The sequence below is a fragment of the Malaciobacter canalis genome (genome assembly GCF_008000835.1).
Taxonomy (GTDB): domain Bacteria; phylum Campylobacterota; class Campylobacteria; order Campylobacterales; family Arcobacteraceae; genus Malaciobacter; species Malaciobacter canalis.
Window position 1 is genome coordinate 2,793,800 of record NZ_CP042812.1, and the last position, 18,992, is coordinate 2,812,791.

Below are 18,992 nucleotides of genomic sequence, written 5' to 3' on the forward strand. Positions count from 1 at the left end.
AGAACAAAATGTTAGAAGAAATTTATACTGAAACAAAAGAGCATATGGAAAAGTCTATTGAAGCTTTAAGAAGAGACTACAAAAGTTTAAGAACGGGAAAAGTATCAACTTCAATATTAGATGGAATTAAAGTTAGTTATTATGGAACACCAACTGAATTAAATCAAGTTGCTTCTGTACTATCACCAGATGCAACAACAATAGTTATATCACCTTGGGAAAAAAACTTAGTAAGTGATATTGAAAAAGCAATTAACGAAGCAAATATTGGAGTAAATCCAAATAATGATGGTGAAGCAGTAAAACTATATTTTCCTCCTATGACTGTTGAGCAAAGACATGAAGCTGCAAAACAAGCAAAAGGTATGACAGATAATGCAAAAGTTGCAATTAGGAATGTAAGAAAACATGCAAATGATAAAGTAAAAGTTTTACATAAAGATAAAGAAATAACTGATGATGAAAATAAAAAAGCATTAGATGAAATTCAAAAAATTACTGATTCATATGTAACAAAAGCAGATGAAACATTTAAAAATAAAGAACAAGAAATATTAACGGTATAATTGAATGAATGTAGAACAAATATATAAAGACTCACAAGCATTATTAGAAGGTCACTTTAAATTAAGTAGTGGTAACCACTCTAAATTTTATTTACAATCTGCAAAAGTTTTAGAAGACCCTAAAACAGCAAAAATCTTAGCTGAAGCTTTAGCAAAACAGATAAGAAATAGCAAAATCAAAGTTGATGCAGTATGTTCTCCAGCACTAGGTGGCCTTATAGCAGGATTTGCATTAGCAACTGCACTTGATGTAAGATTTATTTTTGCGGAACGTGTTGAAAAAGAGATGACTATTAGAAGAGGTTTTGAGGTACAAGAGGGCGAAAATTATATTATCTGTGAAGATATTATAACAACAGGTGGTTCAGCTCTTGAAGCAGCAAAACAAATAGAAAACAATGGTGGAAATATTGTTGCGTATGCAGCTCTTGCAAATAGAGGTTTTTGTTCAAGACAAGGAAGCAATATTGAAGCAAAAGAAAACTGTAAGTTACCACTTGATAAACCACTTTTTGCACTTGAAGATTTTACTTTTGAGATGTATTCTCCAGAAGAGTGCCCAATGTGTAAAGAAGGAAGTGTAGCATACAAGCCAGGAAGTAGAGGAAACTAAGTTTATGAGATGGAGAGATGTAAAACAAAGTAAAACTAATAATAAACAAGAAACAATTATCAAAGAAGATAATTCAAACCCTTGTGCATCTCTTTTTTCTAGATTTAAATCCTTTATAACTGATTCTTTTTTAATAACTACTCCTATTACTTACTTAGTAATATATTTAGTTTTAAATGGAGGAGAAGATTTTGCCCAAAATAGAGCTTATGGGTGGAGTCTGATTCTTGGTATTAGTGCAGTTATAATTTTATTTTTTTGGTATGTGAAACAACAAACACCAGGAATGAAAGCTTACTCTTTAAAAATTGTAACTTCAAAAAATAAGAAAATAACATTTTTACAAGCACTCTTAAGATATATAGCAACATTAGTTTCAATAGTTTCTGTTTTTTTAATGTTTTTACCTTTTTTACATAAACAAAAAAAGAGTTTTCAGGATTTAATATCAAGAACAATTATAATTGATGAATAATCTAAATGCTTTTTTTTAGTATCTCTGCATTTTATTTCTTTTACTTTGCAGCAGTTGGTATTTATGTTATATTTTTACCAAAGGTATTGCAAGATGTAGGATATGATGCACTTGAAATTGGTTTTATACTCGCTCTTGCTCCTTTGATGAGATTTGCAACTCCTTTTTTATTTTTAAAACATATAAACTTAAATCAAACTATTTTCAAAATTGCTTTATTTACATCAATATTTTGTGCAATACTTTTTTACTTTACATTAAATAACTTCTATGCTTTTATGTTCAACAATGCAATCTTAGGAGCTTGTCTTAGTCTAATTTTGCCTTATCTTGAAATATTGGCAATTAAAGATTTAGGTAAAGATAAATATGGAAAATCAAGACTTTTTGGCTCAATTGGATTTATGTTAATTTCTTTAATATTAGCAAAATTCCTAACACAACCAAAAGTTGCATTGGATTTTTATCTATTTGTAATAAGTATGATGGTTATATTCTCTTTAGTACTACTTCGTTTTGACGTTTCACATGAAACTCAAAATCAAGATACATATGAAAATTTTTCTTTTTCTAAGCATTGGACATTTTGGGTATGCTTATTTTTAATGCAGATAAGTTTTGGTGGTTTTTATAACTTTTTTACTATTTATGAAACAGCACATGGAATCAGTCTAGAAATGACATCATATCTTTGGTCATTTGGTGTTATATGTGAGATTTTAATGCTTTATTTTCAAGGACCTTTATTAAAAAGAAACCTTATAAAAATAATCAAATTTTGTTTACTTATAACTACTTTTAGATGGTTATTATTATATTTATATCCTGATTCATTAATGATAACATTCTTATCACAAAGCTTTCATGCTTTTTCATTTGGACTATTTCATAGTGCTGTAATAATATATCTTTACTCTTTATACGAAAATAAAAAACTAGCGCAACAATTCATGTATGGTGTGGCATATGGACTTGGAGGCTTTTTAGGTGCTTTAATAGCAGGTTGGCTATATGGAGCAAATCTATTTTTATATAGTGCTATATTCTCAGCACTTGCATTTTTAGTAATTATCAATAGAAAATAAAGATTACTCTATTTGCATAACTAATAGTTTAATATTCTTTTTCTCTTGTATTTCAACTAATTTTAAACCCTCAATATTTGAAGCTAAAAATTCAGCAATTGAACTTATGTTATTAGTTGCTAAATGCTTTAATAAAATACCCCTATAGTGTTTTGCCCAATGACTAACTACTTTATTATCTTTTAGAAATTTAAAAGTTAATACATTTGCTTTTTTAGCTTTATAAAATTTTTCATAATGGCCTGCTCTTAAATCTATTATCTCTTCACCTAAATAATCATCAAGAGCTAAACTAAAGTTTTCTAAATAAAACTTTTCTACATTTATATTAGGTAGTTTTGCGCCTTGTTTATATTTATAATCAGGTATCAAATCAGAAGCTTTAATTGGACCAAAAAGATTAGAAAATAAAACTACATTATCATCTATATAAGCTTTTTGCTTATTATCTAAACTATCATAAGCTAATGCATCAAAAGCCACTCCATCATATCTTTGAATAGCTTTCATTGTTGGCTTATTTTTAAGTGATTGTTTATATCTTTTAACTTCTTCAATTTTTTTTAATCCAAACCATTTTGACAACTCTTGCAAATCTAAACTTTTTATATGATTTTCATAAAGTTCAAATATCTCTTCTCTTTTAGAAAATAGTTCTTTTAAAAAAAAGTTTTCTTCACAAAATGGTTTTGAATCTCCATTTGGGTTTTTAGTTTCAGCTGGGGCTAAAAGTATTTTCAATTAATTTCCTTTTTATAAAAATATTCCATCTACATAATACCATTTGCCATCTACTTTTAAGAACCTACTTTTTTCAGTAAAGGAAGCATCTAGATTATTTTGATATAAAGTAGCTTTAAATGTAACAAAACTCTCTTCTTTACCATCAATACTTTCTAAAATTTCGCAATTTTGAAAATCAGTATAAGAACAAAAATTTAAAATATCGTTTTGCCATCTTTTTCTATTTTGAGTAAATTCAGGGTTATTAAAATGAGTAGTATCAATAATATAGTCAATTTTACATAAAGCAAAAGCACTATATCTTGAACGCATTAGCTCCAATGCAGTTTTTGCAGGTTTCCCATCATGAAGCTCTTTACAGCATTTTTTATATTTTTTATCACTTCCACATATGCATTTAGAATTTATTGATATTTTCAAAAGTATCCTTGTGAATTAATGTAAACACTATTCTATCACAAGTTATTTAAATTATAAAAGTTATACAAAAGTAAAACTACTTTTATATAACTTGAATCTTATTTTGAATTATATTCCTTGCTATTTTTTATTTTTAAAACAAGTTTATCTCCAAAACCTCTAATCTTTTTTAAATCACTAAGATCATTTATTTTATTTGATTTTCTATAATCAATAACTGCTTGAGCTTTTTTCTCACCAATTCCTTTTATAGACATTAACTCTTGTTTACTTGCAGTATTAAAATCCATACTTGCTAACATAAAAGCAAAAGATAACAACAAACCTAAAAATATTTTTTTCATAATTTCCCCTTTATAAAAATAATAAATTTAATTATATCATAATAATATTAAAAATTATTGTTAAAGCTTTTTTTTATCTTTTACCTTTTTGATATTCTTATTTGGTTTTTTATAAAGTGTATTTGAAAATATTAACTCAAGTGCATAGTATGTAACTGGTATTGTCATAATACTAATAAATATTATATATACTAAATCTATTTTTTATCCTTTTTAAAATTTAAAGTATTGATTATACTTTATTCTTTTATAATTTAGCCAAAATTATGTATTATATAAATATAAATTTTAAGGAGAGTGTATGAATGAAATGAAATTATCACTAGAACTTTTCTCAGCAGGAGTTTCTATTATAATAGTATTAGCTATATTCATAAAAGTTTTTCAATACAAACAGAAGTTAGATGTTTTAAAAGAGATAGATAGAAGAAAAGATATGTTCAAACTAACAAAAGAAGATAAACAGTATATTGCTTCAAACTTAAAAGAGTACAAAGAAAAACTTCTTAAAGTTGAGGGCTTGACTAGATTACTATTCCCAATTCTTATAACAATTGGTGCTATACTTTTTTTAATTTTTTCTTTTGAAGAGACTTTAATTCACTTAAATGTAATAATTGTTGCATATATTTATCTTCAAATACATAGAATTCATACAAGAAACTATACTAAATTCTTAGAAGAATTAAGTAAATAATAGCTATATATTTACCATGAAATAGCTTGTTTATTTATACTTTTTAATATTTCATTTGTTTTACTAAAGTGCTTACATCCAAAAAAGCCTCTATATGCAGATAAAGGGCTTGGGTGTGGAGCAGTTAATATGTGATGTTTTGAAGCATCAATTAATTTACTTTTTGAAATAGCAGGTGCTCCCCAAAGTAAAAATATGACATCTTTACAATTCTCATTTATATATTTGATAATATTATCTGTAAAAATCTCCCAACCTAATTTATGATGTGATTTTGGTTTTGATTTTTCAACTGTTAAAATTGTATTTAAAAGCAATACCCCTTGTTTTGCCCAAGAAGTTAAATCTCCATCTTTACAAATTGATTCTTTTTGCAAATCTTGTGAAATCTCTTTTAGTATATTTACCATTGAAGGAGGATTTTTAATATTACTTGGAGTTGAAAAAGCTAAACCTTGTGCTTGTTTTTCTCCATGATATGGGTCTTGTCCTAAAATCACAACTCTTAAATCATCAAAATTTGTTAGAGAAAAAGCTTTGAATATACTCTTTTTTTCTGGAAAAACTATTGTTGTTTTATACCTTTTATCTATTTGCTCTTCTAACTTTTTATAATAATCTTTACTCATTTCATCATCAATTATTTGTTTCCAAGAGTTCATTTTTCTCCTTTGCCATAAATATTCATTCTTTATTAATAATAATTTAAATACTATATCATAATTAAAAAAAACGAAGGTTTAAAATGAAATCATTTTTTATAGCAATTGGAGTAATTTTATTAGCTGTTTTTATAATAATTGCAACAAATGTTAACAATATTCCAAGATTAGATGAGAATGTAAAAGCATCTTGGTCTCAAGTACAAAATCAATATAAAAGAAGAGCTGATTTAATTCCAAACTTAGTATCAACTGTAAAAGCTTATGCAAGTCATGAAAAATCAACTTTACAAGAGGTTACAAAAGCAAGATCAAATGTGGGAAAACTTAATATTTCTGAAGATATGCTATCAAATCCACAACTATTTGAGCAGTTTCAAAAAGCGCAAAGCAGTCTAAGTTCAGCTCTTTCAAAGCTTATGTTAGTAGTGGAAAAATATCCTAATTTAAAAGCAAATAAAAACTTCTTAGCTCTTCAATCACAACTTGAGGGAACAGAAAATAGAATTTCTGTTGCAAGAAGAGATTATATACAAACAGTAAAAGAGTACAATACAGAACTTAGAACTTATCCAGGTAAGTTTGTTGCTGCAATTTTATATCCAGAAGCAAAGATAAAACAAACATTCACAGCAACACCAAATGAACAAGAAGTACCAAAAGTAGAATTTTAAATGAAGAACTTTATTTATTGTTTTATCTTAGCATTTTTTATTTTTACTAGTAATTTATTGGCACAAGCTAATTTTCCCTCTCTTACAGGAAGAGTAGTTGATAATGCACAAATATTAACTACTTCCCAAATAAAAAATTTAACTACTATATTAAAAATGCATGAAGATCAAACATCAAATCAAATAGTTATTTTAACTTTAAAAAATCTTGATGGTTATGAAATTGCAGATTATGGTTACCAAATTGCTAGATATTGGGAACTTGGTCAAAAAGATAAAAACAATGGTGTTTTACTACTTGTTTCTTTAGACGATAGAAAATTAAGAATTGAAGTTGGATATGGTCTTGAGGGTGTGTTAACTGATAAAATTTCCCATGAAATAATAGAGTATACTATTAAACCAGAATTTAAAAAAGGCAATTACTATCAAGGAATTTCCAAAGGGGTAACAGCTATTATAAAAAGTATAAAAGGTGAATATAAAAAAAATAGTTTACCTCAAACTTATAAAGATGAATCTTTTATCTCACTTTTGCCTTTTGAGTTTTTAGGATTTATTACACTATTTATTTTTGTTTTCTTACCAAGAATAATAAGATTAATAGGGTTTTCTTTATTGTTTGGTTTTTTAAGTGGTATTTTTGCACTACTTATAACAAGTAGTGGCATTGTATTTTTTATAGTTTTTCTAATTGTATCTATTACATTATTTATAAAATTTAAAAACGCTTCTTTTACAAATAGCTCTTCTTATAGTAGTGGATCAAGTTTTAGCAGTTCTTCAAGTTTTGGTAGTTCTTCAAGTAGCTTTAGTGGCGGTGGAGGTAGTTTTGGTGGCGGTGGAGCCAGTGGGAGTTGGTAATGTATTTAAATGAAAATGAAAAGAAGTTAATTTCTCAAGAGATTGAGAATCTAGAAAAGAAAAGTTCAGTAGAATTAGTAGCAGTTATTACTAAAAACTCATCAATGTATAAATATGAAAAAGTATTAACAGCTTTAGCAATTACAACAATAGTTTCAATTATTGCACTGTTTTTTAGTATAAACACTATTATTTTTTTTCAATTACAGCTTGTAGTTTTTACTCTTATTTATAGTCTCTTTTATTATTTTGAAGATTTAATTTTATATTTTATTCCAAAAAAGTATAAACATCAAAAAGCTTCATATAAAGCAAATAAAGAGTTTGGAAATCTTGGGATAAGAAACACAAAAACAAAACAAGGTATAATGTTTTTTGTATCAATAGATGAAAAATATGTTGAAATAATAACAGATAAACACATAAGAGAAAAAATAGACAATAAGTATTGGGAAGATATTATAAATGATTTTATAAAAGATGTTAAAAACAATGAACTATCAAAAGGCTATTTAAAAGCAATTAATTCATGCTCTAAAACTTTAATAAATAAATTCCCAATTCAAGATAATGATATAAATGAACTTAGCAATGAGGTAAGAGAATTATGAAAAATAATAAAGCAATTATATTTGATTTAGATGGAACACTTATTGATTCTGTATTAGATATTGCATTATGTATGAACGAAGTGTTAAAAGAGTTAAATCTTAAAAGTTATGAAATAGAGGAATACAATTACTTTTTAGGTGGAGGAATTGATGTATTAGTAAATAATGTTTTAAAAAATCCATCAGAAGAGTTAAGACAAACAGTTAGTAAAAAATTTCAAGAAGTTTATGAAACTACTTTACACTCTAATACAAAAGCTTATGAAGGAGTTTGTGAATTACTACAAGAGCTTCAAAATCAAAATTTCAACATAGGGGTTTTATCAAATAAACCTCATAAATTTACTCAAGGTTATGTTGAAAAAATATTTAAAGAGTTTAATTTAATTGAAGTTCATGGACAAAAAGAGCATATTCCTAAAAAACCTGATCCAACTGCTGCTATAAATATAGCAAAAAGTTTTAATGTGCTCTGCCAAGATACTTATTTTGTAGGAGATACAAAAGTAGATATGCAAACTGCAAACAATGCAAATATGATAAGTATTGGTGTACTTTGGGGATTTAGAGATGAGGAAGAACTAAGACAATATGGTGCTAAGTATATTGTAAAAGAGCCTTTAGATATTTTAAGTATTATCAAATAAAACTATTTGATAATACTTAACAAAAAACTTTAAACTCTTTAAAAGGTTGCATATGCAATAGTTGCAAATGCAACATAAGGAGTTAAAAATGCATGATAAACTTGAAAACTCACTTGGCTTTAAAATAAGTCAAACAGCAAATAGACTAAATTATCAATTTGTTCAATTACTATCACAATATGATATTGCCCCAGAACAAAGAGCAACACTTGAAATAATAAGTAATGATAATGAAGTTAGTCAAACAAAAATTGCATCAATTTTAGGAAAAAATAAAACTACAATCTGTAGATCATTAAACTCACTAGAAAAAAAAGGTTTAATAATAAGAGATTGTCAAATAAAAGATAAAAGAGTAAATATAATTAAACTTACACAAAAAGGCAAAGATGTGCTTCAAGCAAGTCAAAATTGTGTAATTGAGTTTAGAAAAAGAATAAACTCTAATTTAGAAGAAAAAGAAATAAATAAATTATTTGAACTTTTAAATAAAGTATCAAATACTATCAAGGAGGATTTTTGAGAAAATCAATAGGTCATATATATTTAATTATTTTATTAGCCGTTTTATCTTCAGTTGCACCTATTGCAATAGATACATACATACCATCAATACCAACAATAGCAACTGACTTTAACGTAAGTATAGAAAAAATAGAATTAACATTATCAATATTTTTAATAGGTTTTTCAATTGGTCAAATTTTTGGAGGAACTTTTTCAGATAGAATTGGAAGAAGAAAATCTTCAATTATAGGCCTTATAGGATTTAGTTTTTTTAGTTTTTTAATAATTTTAAGTTCATCAGTATATGAATTATGGATATTTAGATTTTTTGAAGCATTTTTTGGTGGCTTTGTAGTTGTAAATGCAAATGCTGTTGTAAGGGATTTATTTCATGGTAAAGAAGCTGCTAAGATATTTTCATTAATTGGTACAGTAAGAAGTATTGCTCCCCTTGCAGCTCCTGCAATTGGCTCATTTATAATACATTTTTATTCATGGAAAGCAGTATTTGTATTTTTATGTGTATACTCTCTTTTGGTTGCTTTATGGGTTTATAAAGATTTAAATGAAACTTTTACATATACTAATCAAAAAGTAATAGAATCATACAAAGCTGTCTTAAAAAACAAAATGGCTATGAAAGCCATGCTTACTTTAGCAATTTGTTTTTCAGGTTTTTTTATTTTAGTTGCAAAATCTTCATTTATATATATTGAATACTTTAATATCTCAACTGATTATTTTCCATTTTTCTTTGGAATTAACTTTTTGGTATTAATGGCAATGATTAGAGTAAATGTGATGCTTTTAAAATATTTTACACAATTAGAATTGATTAAATATACAATAATTATTCAAATAGTTGCTGGGATACTATTGATGACTTTAGCTCAAGGAATATCAATTATTACTACAGTTATTTTAATTGCTACATATATGAGTATGATGGCATTTATTTTTGGTAATTCAACAGCACTCGCAATGGAGCATTTTTCTAAAAATGCTGGAGTTGCATCATCTGTTATTGGAGTATTACAGTTTGGATTAGGAGCATTGATTTCTTCAATTGCTTTGATGTTTCATACACAAACATTTATGCCAATTGGAGCTAGTATTGCAACTATTTCATTAGTTGCTTATTTAATTATTCGTACATATAAATTTAAGTAAAGAGTTTATTCTCTTTACTTAAAACTTATTCTACTCCTATTTGAAAAAACTTCTCATCTACTTTTTCATATTTAGCAATAGAGCAAGTAATTTTTAATGCATTATTATAATCTTTGAATTCTTGTATAAAAAAGTCTTGTAATTTTTTCGCATCAGCACTTCTAAAGATAAAATACCCAAGAATATTAGTTCCTCTAGAACCTGCTTTTTCTATACCAAAACTATCAAACTTCCAGTCAATACCTTTTGCAAAGAAAAATACTTCTTCAATTCTTCTAATAAGCTCTTCTCTTACACCACTATTATACTCTTTTAAGTGCACATAGAAAGCTACATTTGTATTAAATTGTTGTTGTACTAATTTTTTTTCACTTTTGGTTATAGGCTCACTTGAAATTTCAAAGTTCTCTTTTTCTATATTCATTATTTCTCCCTTAAGCTACAAGTAATCTTATAATTATATACAAGAAATATAATTAAAAGCTTTATATATTAATAGTAAAATTAACTTTTACAAATTAATTTTCATTATCTATATAACTTCTACAATCAATACAATATCTTGCATGGGGCTTAACTCTTAATCTTTTTATTGTAATCTCACTATCACACATATCGCAAAGTCCTGTATACTCGCCTTTTTCTATTTTCTTTAATGATTTGTTAATTAATTCTAACTCTTTTAGTTGTTGTTGTTTTATATGAATATCTGTTGAGTAATCTCTGCTAGCTGCTGCAAAGTCTGCATCATCATTTAAATCCATAGTATTTAATGTCTCATGCTCTGTATCCATAGTTCTTAATGTTTTTTCAATTTTTTCTTTATTTTGAACTAATAAAACTTTTATCTCTTCAACTTGTTTTTGATTTAAAACTCTTCCTGCCATAACACATCCTAAAAATTTTCGCGAATTATACTTAAATGCAACTGTGTTGCAGATAAATTTAAGGATATTTTTAGTTAAAATTTATTTTTAAACACTAATAATATAATTTAAAGTTATATTATTAACCTATTATAATAAAATTATTTTTGTATTTATAATCTAACTATAAGTTGTTATTGAGAACTATTTTCAATACAATAAACTGTTTGTTTAACCTCATCAGCCATTTTCTTATAATCAAAGTTTGGCTCTTGTTCTTCTTTATTTAGCCATTTATTTATATAAACTCTTCCATTATATTGTTTAGATTGCCTAATTACATCAAAAACTCTATAAGTTTTATCATTTCCAACAAATGCTTGATATGCAATATTTCCATAATTTGAAGCAGGATTATAATCAATTAAATAGCTTTCAAAAAAAGCTGCAACAATTCTAAAATCTATCCCTAAAGTTTTAATAAGATAGTTTGCTAAAAGCTGTCTATTTCTATTACTTAACCAACCTGTTGATTTTAACTCCACGATACTTGCATCTATTATATCAATATGGGTGTTTGCATTAATAAAATTATTTATTAAACTTTTAGTTGTTTTAAAATTATAATCTTTATCTTGCAAAGCTTTTTTTAAAAATAGTGCATTTTTTGAATAATACATAACTAAATGAAAAAAATCTCTCCACAATAATTCAAAATATATCCAATAAGAAGATTCACTTTCAAAACTTCTTTGTTCTTCTTGCTTTAATTCATGATAAATAGTTCTTGCACTAATAGCACCAATGCTTAAATATGTTGAAAATTTTGTTGAATTATCAAAACCTAACATTTCATTTCTTGTTTTTTTATAAGAGTGAATATACTGCATATAGTATTTAACTCTTTTTAATGCTTCAGATTCACCTGCTTTAAATTTTATTGCAAAGTTTGGCATTTTTAGATCAACTATTTCTAATTGCTTTGTTTCAAACTCTATTGATTTAACTTTTCTTGGATTTTTTAAAGGTGCTAAAATCTTTTGTTTTTGTGCTTTTTTTCTAAAATGACTAAAGCTTTTTTTATAATCAAAATAAAATGGCTCAATCATGGTTTGATTAAAAAAGCTTTTATGTTTATACTTTTTTAAAATATCTTCAAACTCTTTTTCATATGTTCCAACTTCTTCATCAAAATATATCTTTATTTCATACTGTTTACTTAACTTTTCTAATGCAATTTGTATATCATCAACTATTGATAAATTAACTCCATAATTAGTTAAGTCTTCTTGTAAGTTTAATAAAGTCTCATTTATAAAATTTTGTCTATATACTTGGCAAGCTTTAAAATTATAGTTTTCACCTTTTGTAATTTGTGTACTATATAAACCTAAAACTACACTATTGTATTTTGTTGCATTATATAAAGCATAATTATCTTTTACTCTTAGATTATTTCTAAATATTACTATTGCTATTTTCATAATAATAGTATATTTAAGAGTTTAGTTTTTTAATATAGTTTTTTTGTAAGATAAAATACTAAAGTTTTGCAAGTGACTTTCCAGCTAAGTATCCACTAGCCCAAGCAAAATGAAGGTTATACCCCCCTCTATTTCCAACTATATCTAAAACTTCTCCTGCGAAATATAGGTTTTTACAAAGCTTACTCTCATATGTTTTATTATCAATCTCATCAGTTCTTACTCCTCCACCACTTGCTTCTGCATGTTTAAAACCTTGAGTATCTTCTATTTTAAATCTTAAGTTCGTTAAACTATTAACTATTGCTCTTATTTGTTTTGCATTTATATCTTTAGCTTTTAACTCTTTATCAATATTATTTAGTTCAAGTAATACTAATGCTAATTTTCTTGATACAATACCACTTAAAGCTATATATGCATCACTATGTTTTAATGTTTTAAATAGATTTTCTAAAGTTCCTAATAACTCATTTTTTGTAAGATTTGGAAAAAAATTAATAGAAATAGCAACATCTTGATATAAACTCAAAGCATAGACTGCATATTGAGATATATCTAAAATAGCAAATCCTGATACACCATATTTAGTAAAGAGAACATCTCCTGTAATCTCTTTTTCTTTTTGTTTATCTATATATAAAGATACAGTTGATTCTTTTTTTACTCCTTGTAGTTTACTTTTAAATTCAAAATTAGTATGCAAACCAACTAGTGATGGATATGTAGGATTAAAACTATGTTTAAAATTTGTAGCAATTGATATACCATCTTCTGTTGAGTTTAACTGTGGTGCTGCTTGTAAACCACTACTTATAAGAACTTTATCATAGTTATCAAACTCTTTATTAAGTGATTGTAAAATAAACTTTTCATTGTTCTTTTTGATATCTACTATTTTTGTTTCTAATATTTGATTTATACCTAAATTTATTAGTTCATTTTCAAGTAAGTTAACAACAGATTTAGCTTCATTTGATAAAGGATAAACTTTACAACTACTTTTTATGTCTAAAATCAAACCTATACTTTTACAAAAATTTTCAAAGGCTTTAAAGTCAAACTCTTTTAATGCTTGATTTATAAAACTTGGATTCTCTCCTATATAATTATCTTGTGTAATAGAAGTATTTGAAATATTACATCTTCCATTTCCAGAAGCAAGTATTTTTTTTCCAATTCCTTTATTTATATCAAATATATCAATATCTATTTTTCTATTTAATCTTTTTGCAGTAATTGCAGCTATAACTCCAGCTGCACCACCACCAATAATTGCTATTTTCAAATCAATCCTTGTAATAAATTGCTAGCCAAATCGTTGGCTTTTCTTCGCAAGTATATTTTACCCTATGTTTTTTATAAGACTTTATATTTATAAAATCACCTTTATTTAACTCTACTTGTTCATCTTCAAACTCTATTATTGCATATCCATCTAAAAGTAATACAAACTCATTTTCTTCTTGTTCATACCAAAAACCTTTAGCACTTGCTTGTCCATTTGATACAATTTTTTCAATTTTTATATTTTTATTTTCAAATAAAGAGATAAACTGTTCTGCTTTTTTATCAATTTTTATATTTTCAAATAAATTTTCTATTTGCATTTTTATCCTTTATTGTTATAAGATTATAACAAATTAAACTAAATTTTCCACATATATAATCTATACTAATTTAATCAACTTTATTATTTTGACTTTTTTTTAAAATTTGTTATCTAATATTTTTTTATCTTTTATTCATCTTTATTTATTTTATGATACTCTTTTAAACATACTATTTTTTGGTATCTAGAATAAGTTTATAAAAGTTTTTAAAACAAACTTGACTAAAATAATTGGCAATATTTAAAAGCCTTTATAACAAGCTTTTAATATAAACCCAATGATTTAACTTGACATTAAAAATGAAATAGTATAGAATTTCAACATAAAAATCAAAAAGGGAAGAAAATGCAAAAAGAGACAATTGCACTACATGCTGGATATGATAAAAAAGAAGGCTATGGATCAATGAGTGTTCCAATAGCTCAAACAACAGCATATGCTTTTAGAGATTCAGAACATGCTGCAAACTTATTTGCACTAAAAGAGTTAGGTCCTATTTATGGAAGACTTACAAATCCAACATCGGATGTTTTAGAACAAAGATTTGCAGCTTTAGAAGGTGGTGCTGCTGCTATTAGTACAGCAAGCGGCCAAGCAGCTATTTTTTATGCCATTGTAAATGTCGCAGAAGCTGGAGATAATATTATCATTTCTGATAAACTTTATGGTGGAGCTGTTACTTTACTTGCTCATACACTTAAAAGATTTGGAATTGAAGCAAGAGTATTTAAAAGTAAAGATGCTAGTAATTTAGAAGAGCAAATAGATGATAAAACAAAAGCTATCTTCTTTGAATCACTATCAAATCCACAAATTGCAATAACAGATGTTGAGAAAGTTGTAGAGATTGCAAAAAGAAATGGAGTTTTAACAGTTTGTGATAACACTGTTGCTACACCTGCACTATTTAACCCAATTGAATGGGGAGTTGATGTAGTTGTTCACTCAACTTCAAAATATGTAAATGGTCAAGGTACAGCAATTGGTGGAATGGTTGTAGAAAGAGATGGACTTGCAGAATTTTTTAAACAAAATGATAAAAGATACTATCACTTTACAACACCTGATGAGAGTTATCATGGATTAGTTTATACAGATGTTCCATTACCAAACTTTTGTTTAAGAATTAGACTTGCATTATTAAGAGATATTGGAGCAACACAATCTCCTCATAACTCTTGGCTTTTAATTCAAACATTAGAGACTTTAGCGTTAAGAGTTGATAAACACTCTGATAATGCACTTGAAGTTGCAAAATATTTAGAGTCTAATCCAAAAGTTAAAGCAGTAAACTATCCAGGTTTAGAATCAAACGAGCATCATGAAAAAGCTCAAAAATATTTTAAAGGTGGAAAAGCTTCTGGACTTATATCTTTTGAAGCAGAAAGTTTTGAAGAAGCAAGAAAGATTATTGATAGTACAAAACTATTTAGTGTTGTAGTAAATATAGGTGATAGTAAATCACTTATTACACACCCAGCAAGTACAACTCACTCACAAATGAATGAGAAAGAGTTAATAGAAGCAGGAATTAATCCAGCAACAGTTAGATTAAGCATAGGTTTAGAAAATACAACTGATTTAATCGCTGATTTAGATCAGGCGATAAATAAGTAGGAAACTAAATGCCATTAATATCAACAAAGGGAGTATATGGTCTTATGGCCATGCATGAGTTAAGTAAACACAAAAAGGATACTCCCATGCAAATCAAAGAGATTTCAAAAAATGCACAAATTCCTCAAAACTACTTAGAACAACTTCTAGGTAAACTAAGACGAGCAGGATTAGTTAAAAGTATTAGAGGAGCAAAAGGTGGGTATGTTTTAGCCCAAAAGCCAGAAGAGATAAATATAGGTGAGATACTTTCAGTTTTAGAAGATGATTTAAAAATCATTGATCAAAGAAGTCAAAATCCTATATTAAATCTTTTCTTTGATGATGCGAAAGCAAATATGAAAAGATATTTTGATGTTAATCTTTCAAAGTTAGATGAATATCAAGAGAAATATAATCAATTTTTACACTATAGTATATAAATTACAAGGAGTTTATGATGAAATACGCAAAAAATGTTACAGAATTAATAGGAAATACACCTTTAGTACAACTTCAAGGTGCTAGTAAAAGAAGTGAAGCAACAGTTTTAGGTAAATGTGAATTTATGAATCCTACTCATTCTGTTAAAGATAGAATTGGAACAAACATGATTAAATCAGCACTTGAAAAAGGTTTAATTGATGAAAATACAACAGTAATTGAACCAACAAGTGGAAATACAGGTATTGCACTAGCTTCTGTTTGTGCAGGTCTTGGAATAAAATTAGTTCTTACAATGCCAAGTTCTATGAGTATTGAAAGAAGAAAGTTACTAAAAGCATTAGGTGCACAACTTGTATTAACTGAACCAGAAAAAGGAATGAAAGGTGCTGTTGATAAAGCAAATGAATTAAGTCAAGAAATAGAGAATTCATTTGTACCACAACAGTTTGCAAATGAAGCAAATCCAGAAATTCATAGACAAACAACAGCTAAAGAAATTTTAGAAGCAACAGATGGGAAAATTGATATTTTAGTAGCTGCAATTGGTACAGGTGGAACTATTACAGGAACAGGTGAAGTTTTAAAACAACACAATCCAAATATTCAAGTTATTGCAGTTGAGCCTGAAGCATCACCTGTATTAAGTGGAGGGAAACCAGGTCCTCATAAAATTCAAGGTATTGGTGCTGGATTTGTTCCAGATATATTAAATACAAAAGTATATGATGAAGTAATTCAAGTTTCAAATGAAGACTCAATTGAAGCTTCAAGAGCATTAGCAAAAGAAGAAGGTTTATTAATTGGAGTATCTGCTGGTGCAAATGTAAAAGTAGCTGAATTAGTTGCTTCAAGACCTGAGAATAAAGGTAAAACTATTGTTACAATTCTTTGTGATACAGGAGAAAGATACCTAAGCTCAGGACTATATGAATATGACGATGAGTAAAAATACTCATCCTCATATGAAAAACCTAAGGCATATGAGGAATTAAAATGCATGAAAAGCCCTACAGATCAATTGTAAAAACAGTCTCTTGGAGAACACTTGGAACATTAGATACTATAATTATTTCTTACTTTATTACAGGTAATTTAGTAATGGCTGCATCAATTGGCTCTATTGAAGTGGTTACAAAAATGATTCTTTACTATTTTCATGAAAGAGCATGGAATAAAATTCCATTAGGTAGAGTAAAACCTACACAAAATGATTATCAAATTTAGGTATGTTTATGAATATTATAGATGAATTAAATGAACAATTAAAAAACTCTTCTACACAAGAAGTGATTGAGTTTTTTTTAAATCAATACAAAAATAAAGTTGCCCTAGCCTCAAGTTTAGGAGCTGAAGATCAAGTTTTAACAGATATAATTTTTAAAATTGATAAATCTTCAAAAGTATTTACATTAGATACAGCAAGATTAAATCCTGAAACATATGATGTGATGGATGCAACAAATTTGAAATATGGTGTAAAACTTGATGTTTACTTTCCCAATCTTGATAATGTAGAAGAACTATATAAAACTCAAGGTATTAACGGTCATTTTGAAAGTATAGAAAATAGAAAAAGATGTTGTAGTATTAGAAAAATTGAACCATTAAAAAGAGCTTTAAAAGGTCTTGATGTTTGGTTTACAGGACTTAGAAGTTCTCAAAGTATTACAAGAGAAGATATGAAATTAGTAGAGTGGGATGAAGCTTTTAAACTAATAAAAGTAAATCCTTTGATAAATTGGAGTGAAGAAGATGTATGGGATTATATAAAAGCAAATAGCGTTCCATACAATAAGCTTCATGACAAAGGTTATCCAAGTATTGGCTGTGCACCCTGTACTAGAGCCGTTAAGGACGGTGAAGATATAAGAGCTGGTAGATGGTGGTGGGAAAACCCTGAACACAAAGAGTGTGGTTTACACAAAAAATAGTGGTGGTATATTCAAACCTTTAATTTGAAATATATTAAATAGTTTTTAATTTGATGGAGAGATTATGTTAGATACAAAAAGATTAACTCACTTAAAACAACTTGAAGCTGAGTCAATTCATATTATAAGAGAGGTTGTAGCAGAGTTTAATAACCCAGCAATGCTTTACTCAATTGGTAAAGATTCGGCTGTTATGCTTCACCTTGCTGTAAAGGCATTTGCACCTGCAAAACTGCCATTTCCTTTACTTCATGTTGATACAACATGGAAATTTAAGGAGATGATTGAATTTAGAGATAAAAGAGCTAAAGAGTTAGGAGTTGAGTTATTAGTACATGTAAACCAAGAGGGAGTTGACCAAGGAATTGGACCATTTTCCCATGGAAGTGCAGTTCATACAGATATTATGAAAACTCAAGGGTTAAAACAAGCGCTAAATAAATATAGATTTGATGCTGTATTTGGTGGGGCTAGAAGAGATGAAGAAAAAAGTAGAGCAAAAGAGAGAATATACTCATTTAGAGATAAAAATCATAGATGGGATCCAAAAAACCAAAGACCAGAACTTTGGAATATTTATAATGGAAGAGTACATAAAAATGAATCAATAAGAGTTTTTCCTCTTTCAAATTGGACAGAACTTGATATTTGGCAATATATATATTTAGAGCAAATACCTATTGTTCCATTATATTTTGCTAAAAAAAGACCTGTTGTAGAAAAAGATGGTGTGAAAATCATGGTAGATGATGACAGAATGCCAATTGAAGATGGTGAAGAGATAAAAGAAGAGATTGTTAGATTTAGAACTTTAGGTTGTTATCCTCTAACAGGTGCAGTTGAAAGTACTGCAACAACTCTGCCTGAAATTATTCAAGAGATGTTACTTACTAAAACAAGTGAAAGACAAGGAAGAGTAATTGATAGTGACCAAGCGGGGTCAATGGAAAAGAAAAAAATAGAGGGGTATTTTTAA

26 protein-coding genes are annotated in these 18,992 nt (G+C 27.2%); 17 read left to right on the plus strand and 9 right to left on the minus strand.

From position 1 onward, the window contains the following. Positions 1–8 precede the first annotated feature (8 nt). The 4 genes from frr to ACAN_RS13745 are packed head-to-tail and all read left to right on the plus strand — an operon-like array spanning position 9 to position 2,739. Positions 9–566: a ribosome recycling factor gene (frr, locus tag ACAN_RS13730; RefSeq protein ID WP_079580362.1), complete on the plus strand. Its 558-nt coding sequence runs from the start codon at positions 9–11 to the stop codon at positions 564–566. Positions 567–570: 4 nt separating this feature from the next. Then, positions 571–1,179 carry an orotate phosphoribosyltransferase gene (gene pyrE / locus ACAN_RS13735; protein ID WP_099334900.1) on the plus strand — a complete coding sequence of 203 codons (609 nt, stop codon included), beginning with the start codon at positions 571–573 and terminating at the stop codon, positions 1,177–1,179. A 4-nt stretch (positions 1,180–1,183) separates the two neighbouring features. Beyond that, entirely contained in the window at positions 1,184–1,654 is a 471-nt protein-coding gene (locus ACAN_RS13740; RefSeq protein ID WP_099334899.1) for an RDD family protein, read from the plus strand. Positions 1,655–1,659: 5 nt separating this feature from the next. Next, positions 1,660–2,739: an MFS transporter gene (locus ACAN_RS13745; protein WP_099334898.1), complete on the plus strand. Its 1,080-nt coding sequence runs from the start codon at positions 1,660–1,662 to the stop codon at positions 2,737–2,739. A gap of 3 nt (positions 2,740–2,742) precedes the next feature. Here the strand turns inward: ACAN_RS13745 and ACAN_RS13750 are convergent, their stop codons facing one another. From ACAN_RS13750 to ACAN_RS13760, 3 genes are all read right to left on the minus strand, one after another. Continuing rightward, positions 2,743–3,480, minus strand: coding sequence for a YaaA family protein (locus tag ACAN_RS13750; protein WP_099334897.1), 738 nt, complete (start codon positions 3,478–3,480; stop codon positions 2,743–2,745). A gap of 12 nt (positions 3,481–3,492) precedes the next feature. Further along, positions 3,493–3,903, minus strand: a complete 411-nt coding sequence (locus ACAN_RS13755) for a YchJ family protein (protein WP_079578229.1) — start codon at positions 3,901–3,903, stop codon at positions 3,493–3,495. Positions 3,904–4,001: 98 nt separating this feature from the next. After that, positions 4,002–4,247 (minus strand): ComEA family DNA-binding protein, encoded by a 246-nt coding sequence (locus ACAN_RS13760; protein WP_079578228.1) that lies wholly within the window; start codon positions 4,245–4,247, stop codon positions 4,002–4,004. A 301-nt stretch (positions 4,248–4,548) separates the two neighbouring features. On the opposite strand from ACAN_RS13760, the gene ACAN_RS13765 reads away from it, so the two are divergent. Continuing rightward, positions 4,549–4,944, plus strand: coding sequence for a hypothetical protein (locus ACAN_RS13765; protein ID WP_099334896.1), 396 nt, complete (start codon positions 4,549–4,551; stop codon positions 4,942–4,944). An 11-nt stretch (positions 4,945–4,955) separates the two neighbouring features. Here the strand turns inward: ACAN_RS13765 and ung are convergent, their stop codons facing one another. After that, a complete protein-coding gene (gene ung / locus ACAN_RS13770) occupies positions 4,956–5,606 on the minus strand; it encodes a uracil-DNA glycosylase (RefSeq protein WP_099334895.1) in 651 nt (216 codons plus the stop codon). 83 nt (positions 5,607–5,689) lie between these two features. Here ung and ACAN_RS13775 point away from each other — a divergent pair, with 83 nt between their 5' ends. The 6 genes from ACAN_RS13775 (at position 5,690) to ACAN_RS13800 (ending at position 10,079) form a co-directional block, all read left to right on the plus strand. Then, complete coding sequence (locus ACAN_RS13775) at positions 5,690–6,280, plus strand: LemA family protein (RefSeq protein WP_099334894.1); 591 nt, start codon at positions 5,690–5,692, stop codon at positions 6,278–6,280. Then, positions 6,281–7,144 carry a TPM domain-containing protein gene (locus ACAN_RS13780; RefSeq protein ID WP_099334893.1) on the plus strand — a complete coding sequence of 288 codons (864 nt, stop codon included), beginning with the start codon at positions 6,281–6,283 and terminating at the stop codon, positions 7,142–7,144. Beyond that, a complete protein-coding gene (locus tag ACAN_RS13785) occupies positions 7,144–7,755 on the plus strand; it encodes a TPM domain-containing protein (protein ID WP_099334892.1) in 612 nt (203 codons plus the stop codon). The genes ACAN_RS13780 and ACAN_RS13785 overlap by 1 nt, the downstream gene beginning before the upstream one ends. Then, the gene (locus tag ACAN_RS13790) at positions 7,752–8,402 is read left to right on the plus strand and encodes an HAD family hydrolase (protein WP_099334891.1); all 651 of its coding nucleotides are present in this window, start codon (positions 7,752–7,754) and stop codon (positions 8,400–8,402) included. The genes ACAN_RS13785 and ACAN_RS13790 overlap by 4 nt, the downstream gene beginning before the upstream one ends. An 88-nt stretch (positions 8,403–8,490) precedes the next feature. Then, the gene (locus ACAN_RS13795; protein WP_165773073.1) at positions 8,491–8,925 is read left to right on the plus strand and encodes a MarR family winged helix-turn-helix transcriptional regulator; all 435 of its coding nucleotides are present in this window, start codon (positions 8,491–8,493) and stop codon (positions 8,923–8,925) included. Further along, positions 8,922–10,079 (plus strand): multidrug effflux MFS transporter, encoded by a 1,158-nt coding sequence (locus tag ACAN_RS13800; protein WP_099334889.1) that lies wholly within the window; start codon positions 8,922–8,924, stop codon positions 10,077–10,079. Before ACAN_RS13795 ends, ACAN_RS13800 begins: the two co-directional genes overlap by 4 nt. Before the next feature lie 25 nt (positions 10,080–10,104). Here ACAN_RS13800 and ACAN_RS13805 read toward each other — a convergent pair whose 3' ends face one another. From ACAN_RS13805 to ACAN_RS13825, 5 genes are all read right to left on the minus strand, one after another. Beyond that, on the minus strand, positions 10,105–10,503 hold the full coding sequence (locus ACAN_RS13805) for a hypothetical protein (RefSeq protein ID WP_099334888.1): 399 nt from the start codon (positions 10,501–10,503) through the stop codon (positions 10,105–10,107). A gap of 94 nt (positions 10,504–10,597) precedes the next feature. Continuing rightward, entirely contained in the window at positions 10,598–10,966 is a 369-nt protein-coding gene (dksA, locus tag ACAN_RS13810) for an RNA polymerase-binding protein DksA (RefSeq protein WP_099309929.1), read from the minus strand. A 173-nt stretch (positions 10,967–11,139) separates the two neighbouring features. Next, positions 11,140–12,429, minus strand: coding sequence for an FAD-binding domain-containing protein (locus ACAN_RS13815; RefSeq protein WP_099334887.1), 1,290 nt, complete (start codon positions 12,427–12,429; stop codon positions 11,140–11,142). Between the two features lie 58 nt (positions 12,430–12,487). After that, positions 12,488–13,717 (minus strand): BaiN/RdsA family NAD(P)/FAD-dependent oxidoreductase, encoded by a 1,230-nt coding sequence (locus tag ACAN_RS13820; protein WP_099334886.1) that lies wholly within the window; start codon positions 13,715–13,717, stop codon positions 12,488–12,490. A gap of 1 nt (position 13,718) precedes the next feature. Continuing rightward, complete coding sequence (locus ACAN_RS13825) at positions 13,719–14,039, minus strand: cupin domain-containing protein (protein ID WP_099334885.1); 321 nt, start codon at positions 14,037–14,039, stop codon at positions 13,719–13,721. A gap of 348 nt (positions 14,040–14,387) precedes the next feature. Between ACAN_RS13825 and ACAN_RS13830 the strand changes: the two genes are divergently transcribed. The 6 genes from ACAN_RS13830 to cysD all read left to right on the plus strand — a co-directional run bounded on the left by ACAN_RS13830 (position 14,388) and on the right by cysD (position 18,992). Then, complete coding sequence (locus ACAN_RS13830) at positions 14,388–15,659, plus strand: O-acetylhomoserine aminocarboxypropyltransferase/cysteine synthase family protein (RefSeq protein WP_099334884.1); 1,272 nt, start codon at positions 14,388–14,390, stop codon at positions 15,657–15,659. Between the two features lie 8 nt (positions 15,660–15,667). Beyond that, on the plus strand, positions 15,668–16,081 hold the full coding sequence (locus tag ACAN_RS13835; RefSeq protein ID WP_079578213.1) for an RrF2 family transcriptional regulator: 414 nt from the start codon (positions 15,668–15,670) through the stop codon (positions 16,079–16,081). A 17-nt stretch (positions 16,082–16,098) separates the two neighbouring features. After that, positions 16,099–17,031: a cysteine synthase A gene (gene cysK / locus ACAN_RS13840; RefSeq protein WP_079578212.1), complete on the plus strand. Its 933-nt coding sequence runs from the start codon at positions 16,099–16,101 to the stop codon at positions 17,029–17,031. Between the two features lie 47 nt (positions 17,032–17,078). Further along, on the plus strand, positions 17,079–17,309 hold the full coding sequence (locus tag ACAN_RS13845; protein ID WP_079578211.1) for a DUF2061 domain-containing protein: 231 nt from the start codon (positions 17,079–17,081) through the stop codon (positions 17,307–17,309). A gap of 8 nt (positions 17,310–17,317) precedes the next feature. Further along, a complete protein-coding gene (locus ACAN_RS13850) occupies positions 17,318–18,016 on the plus strand; it encodes a phosphoadenylyl-sulfate reductase (protein ID WP_079578210.1) in 699 nt (232 codons plus the stop codon). A 64-nt stretch (positions 18,017–18,080) separates the two neighbouring features. Further along, a complete protein-coding gene (gene cysD / locus ACAN_RS13855; RefSeq protein WP_079578209.1) occupies positions 18,081–18,992 on the plus strand; it encodes a sulfate adenylyltransferase subunit CysD in 912 nt (303 codons plus the stop codon).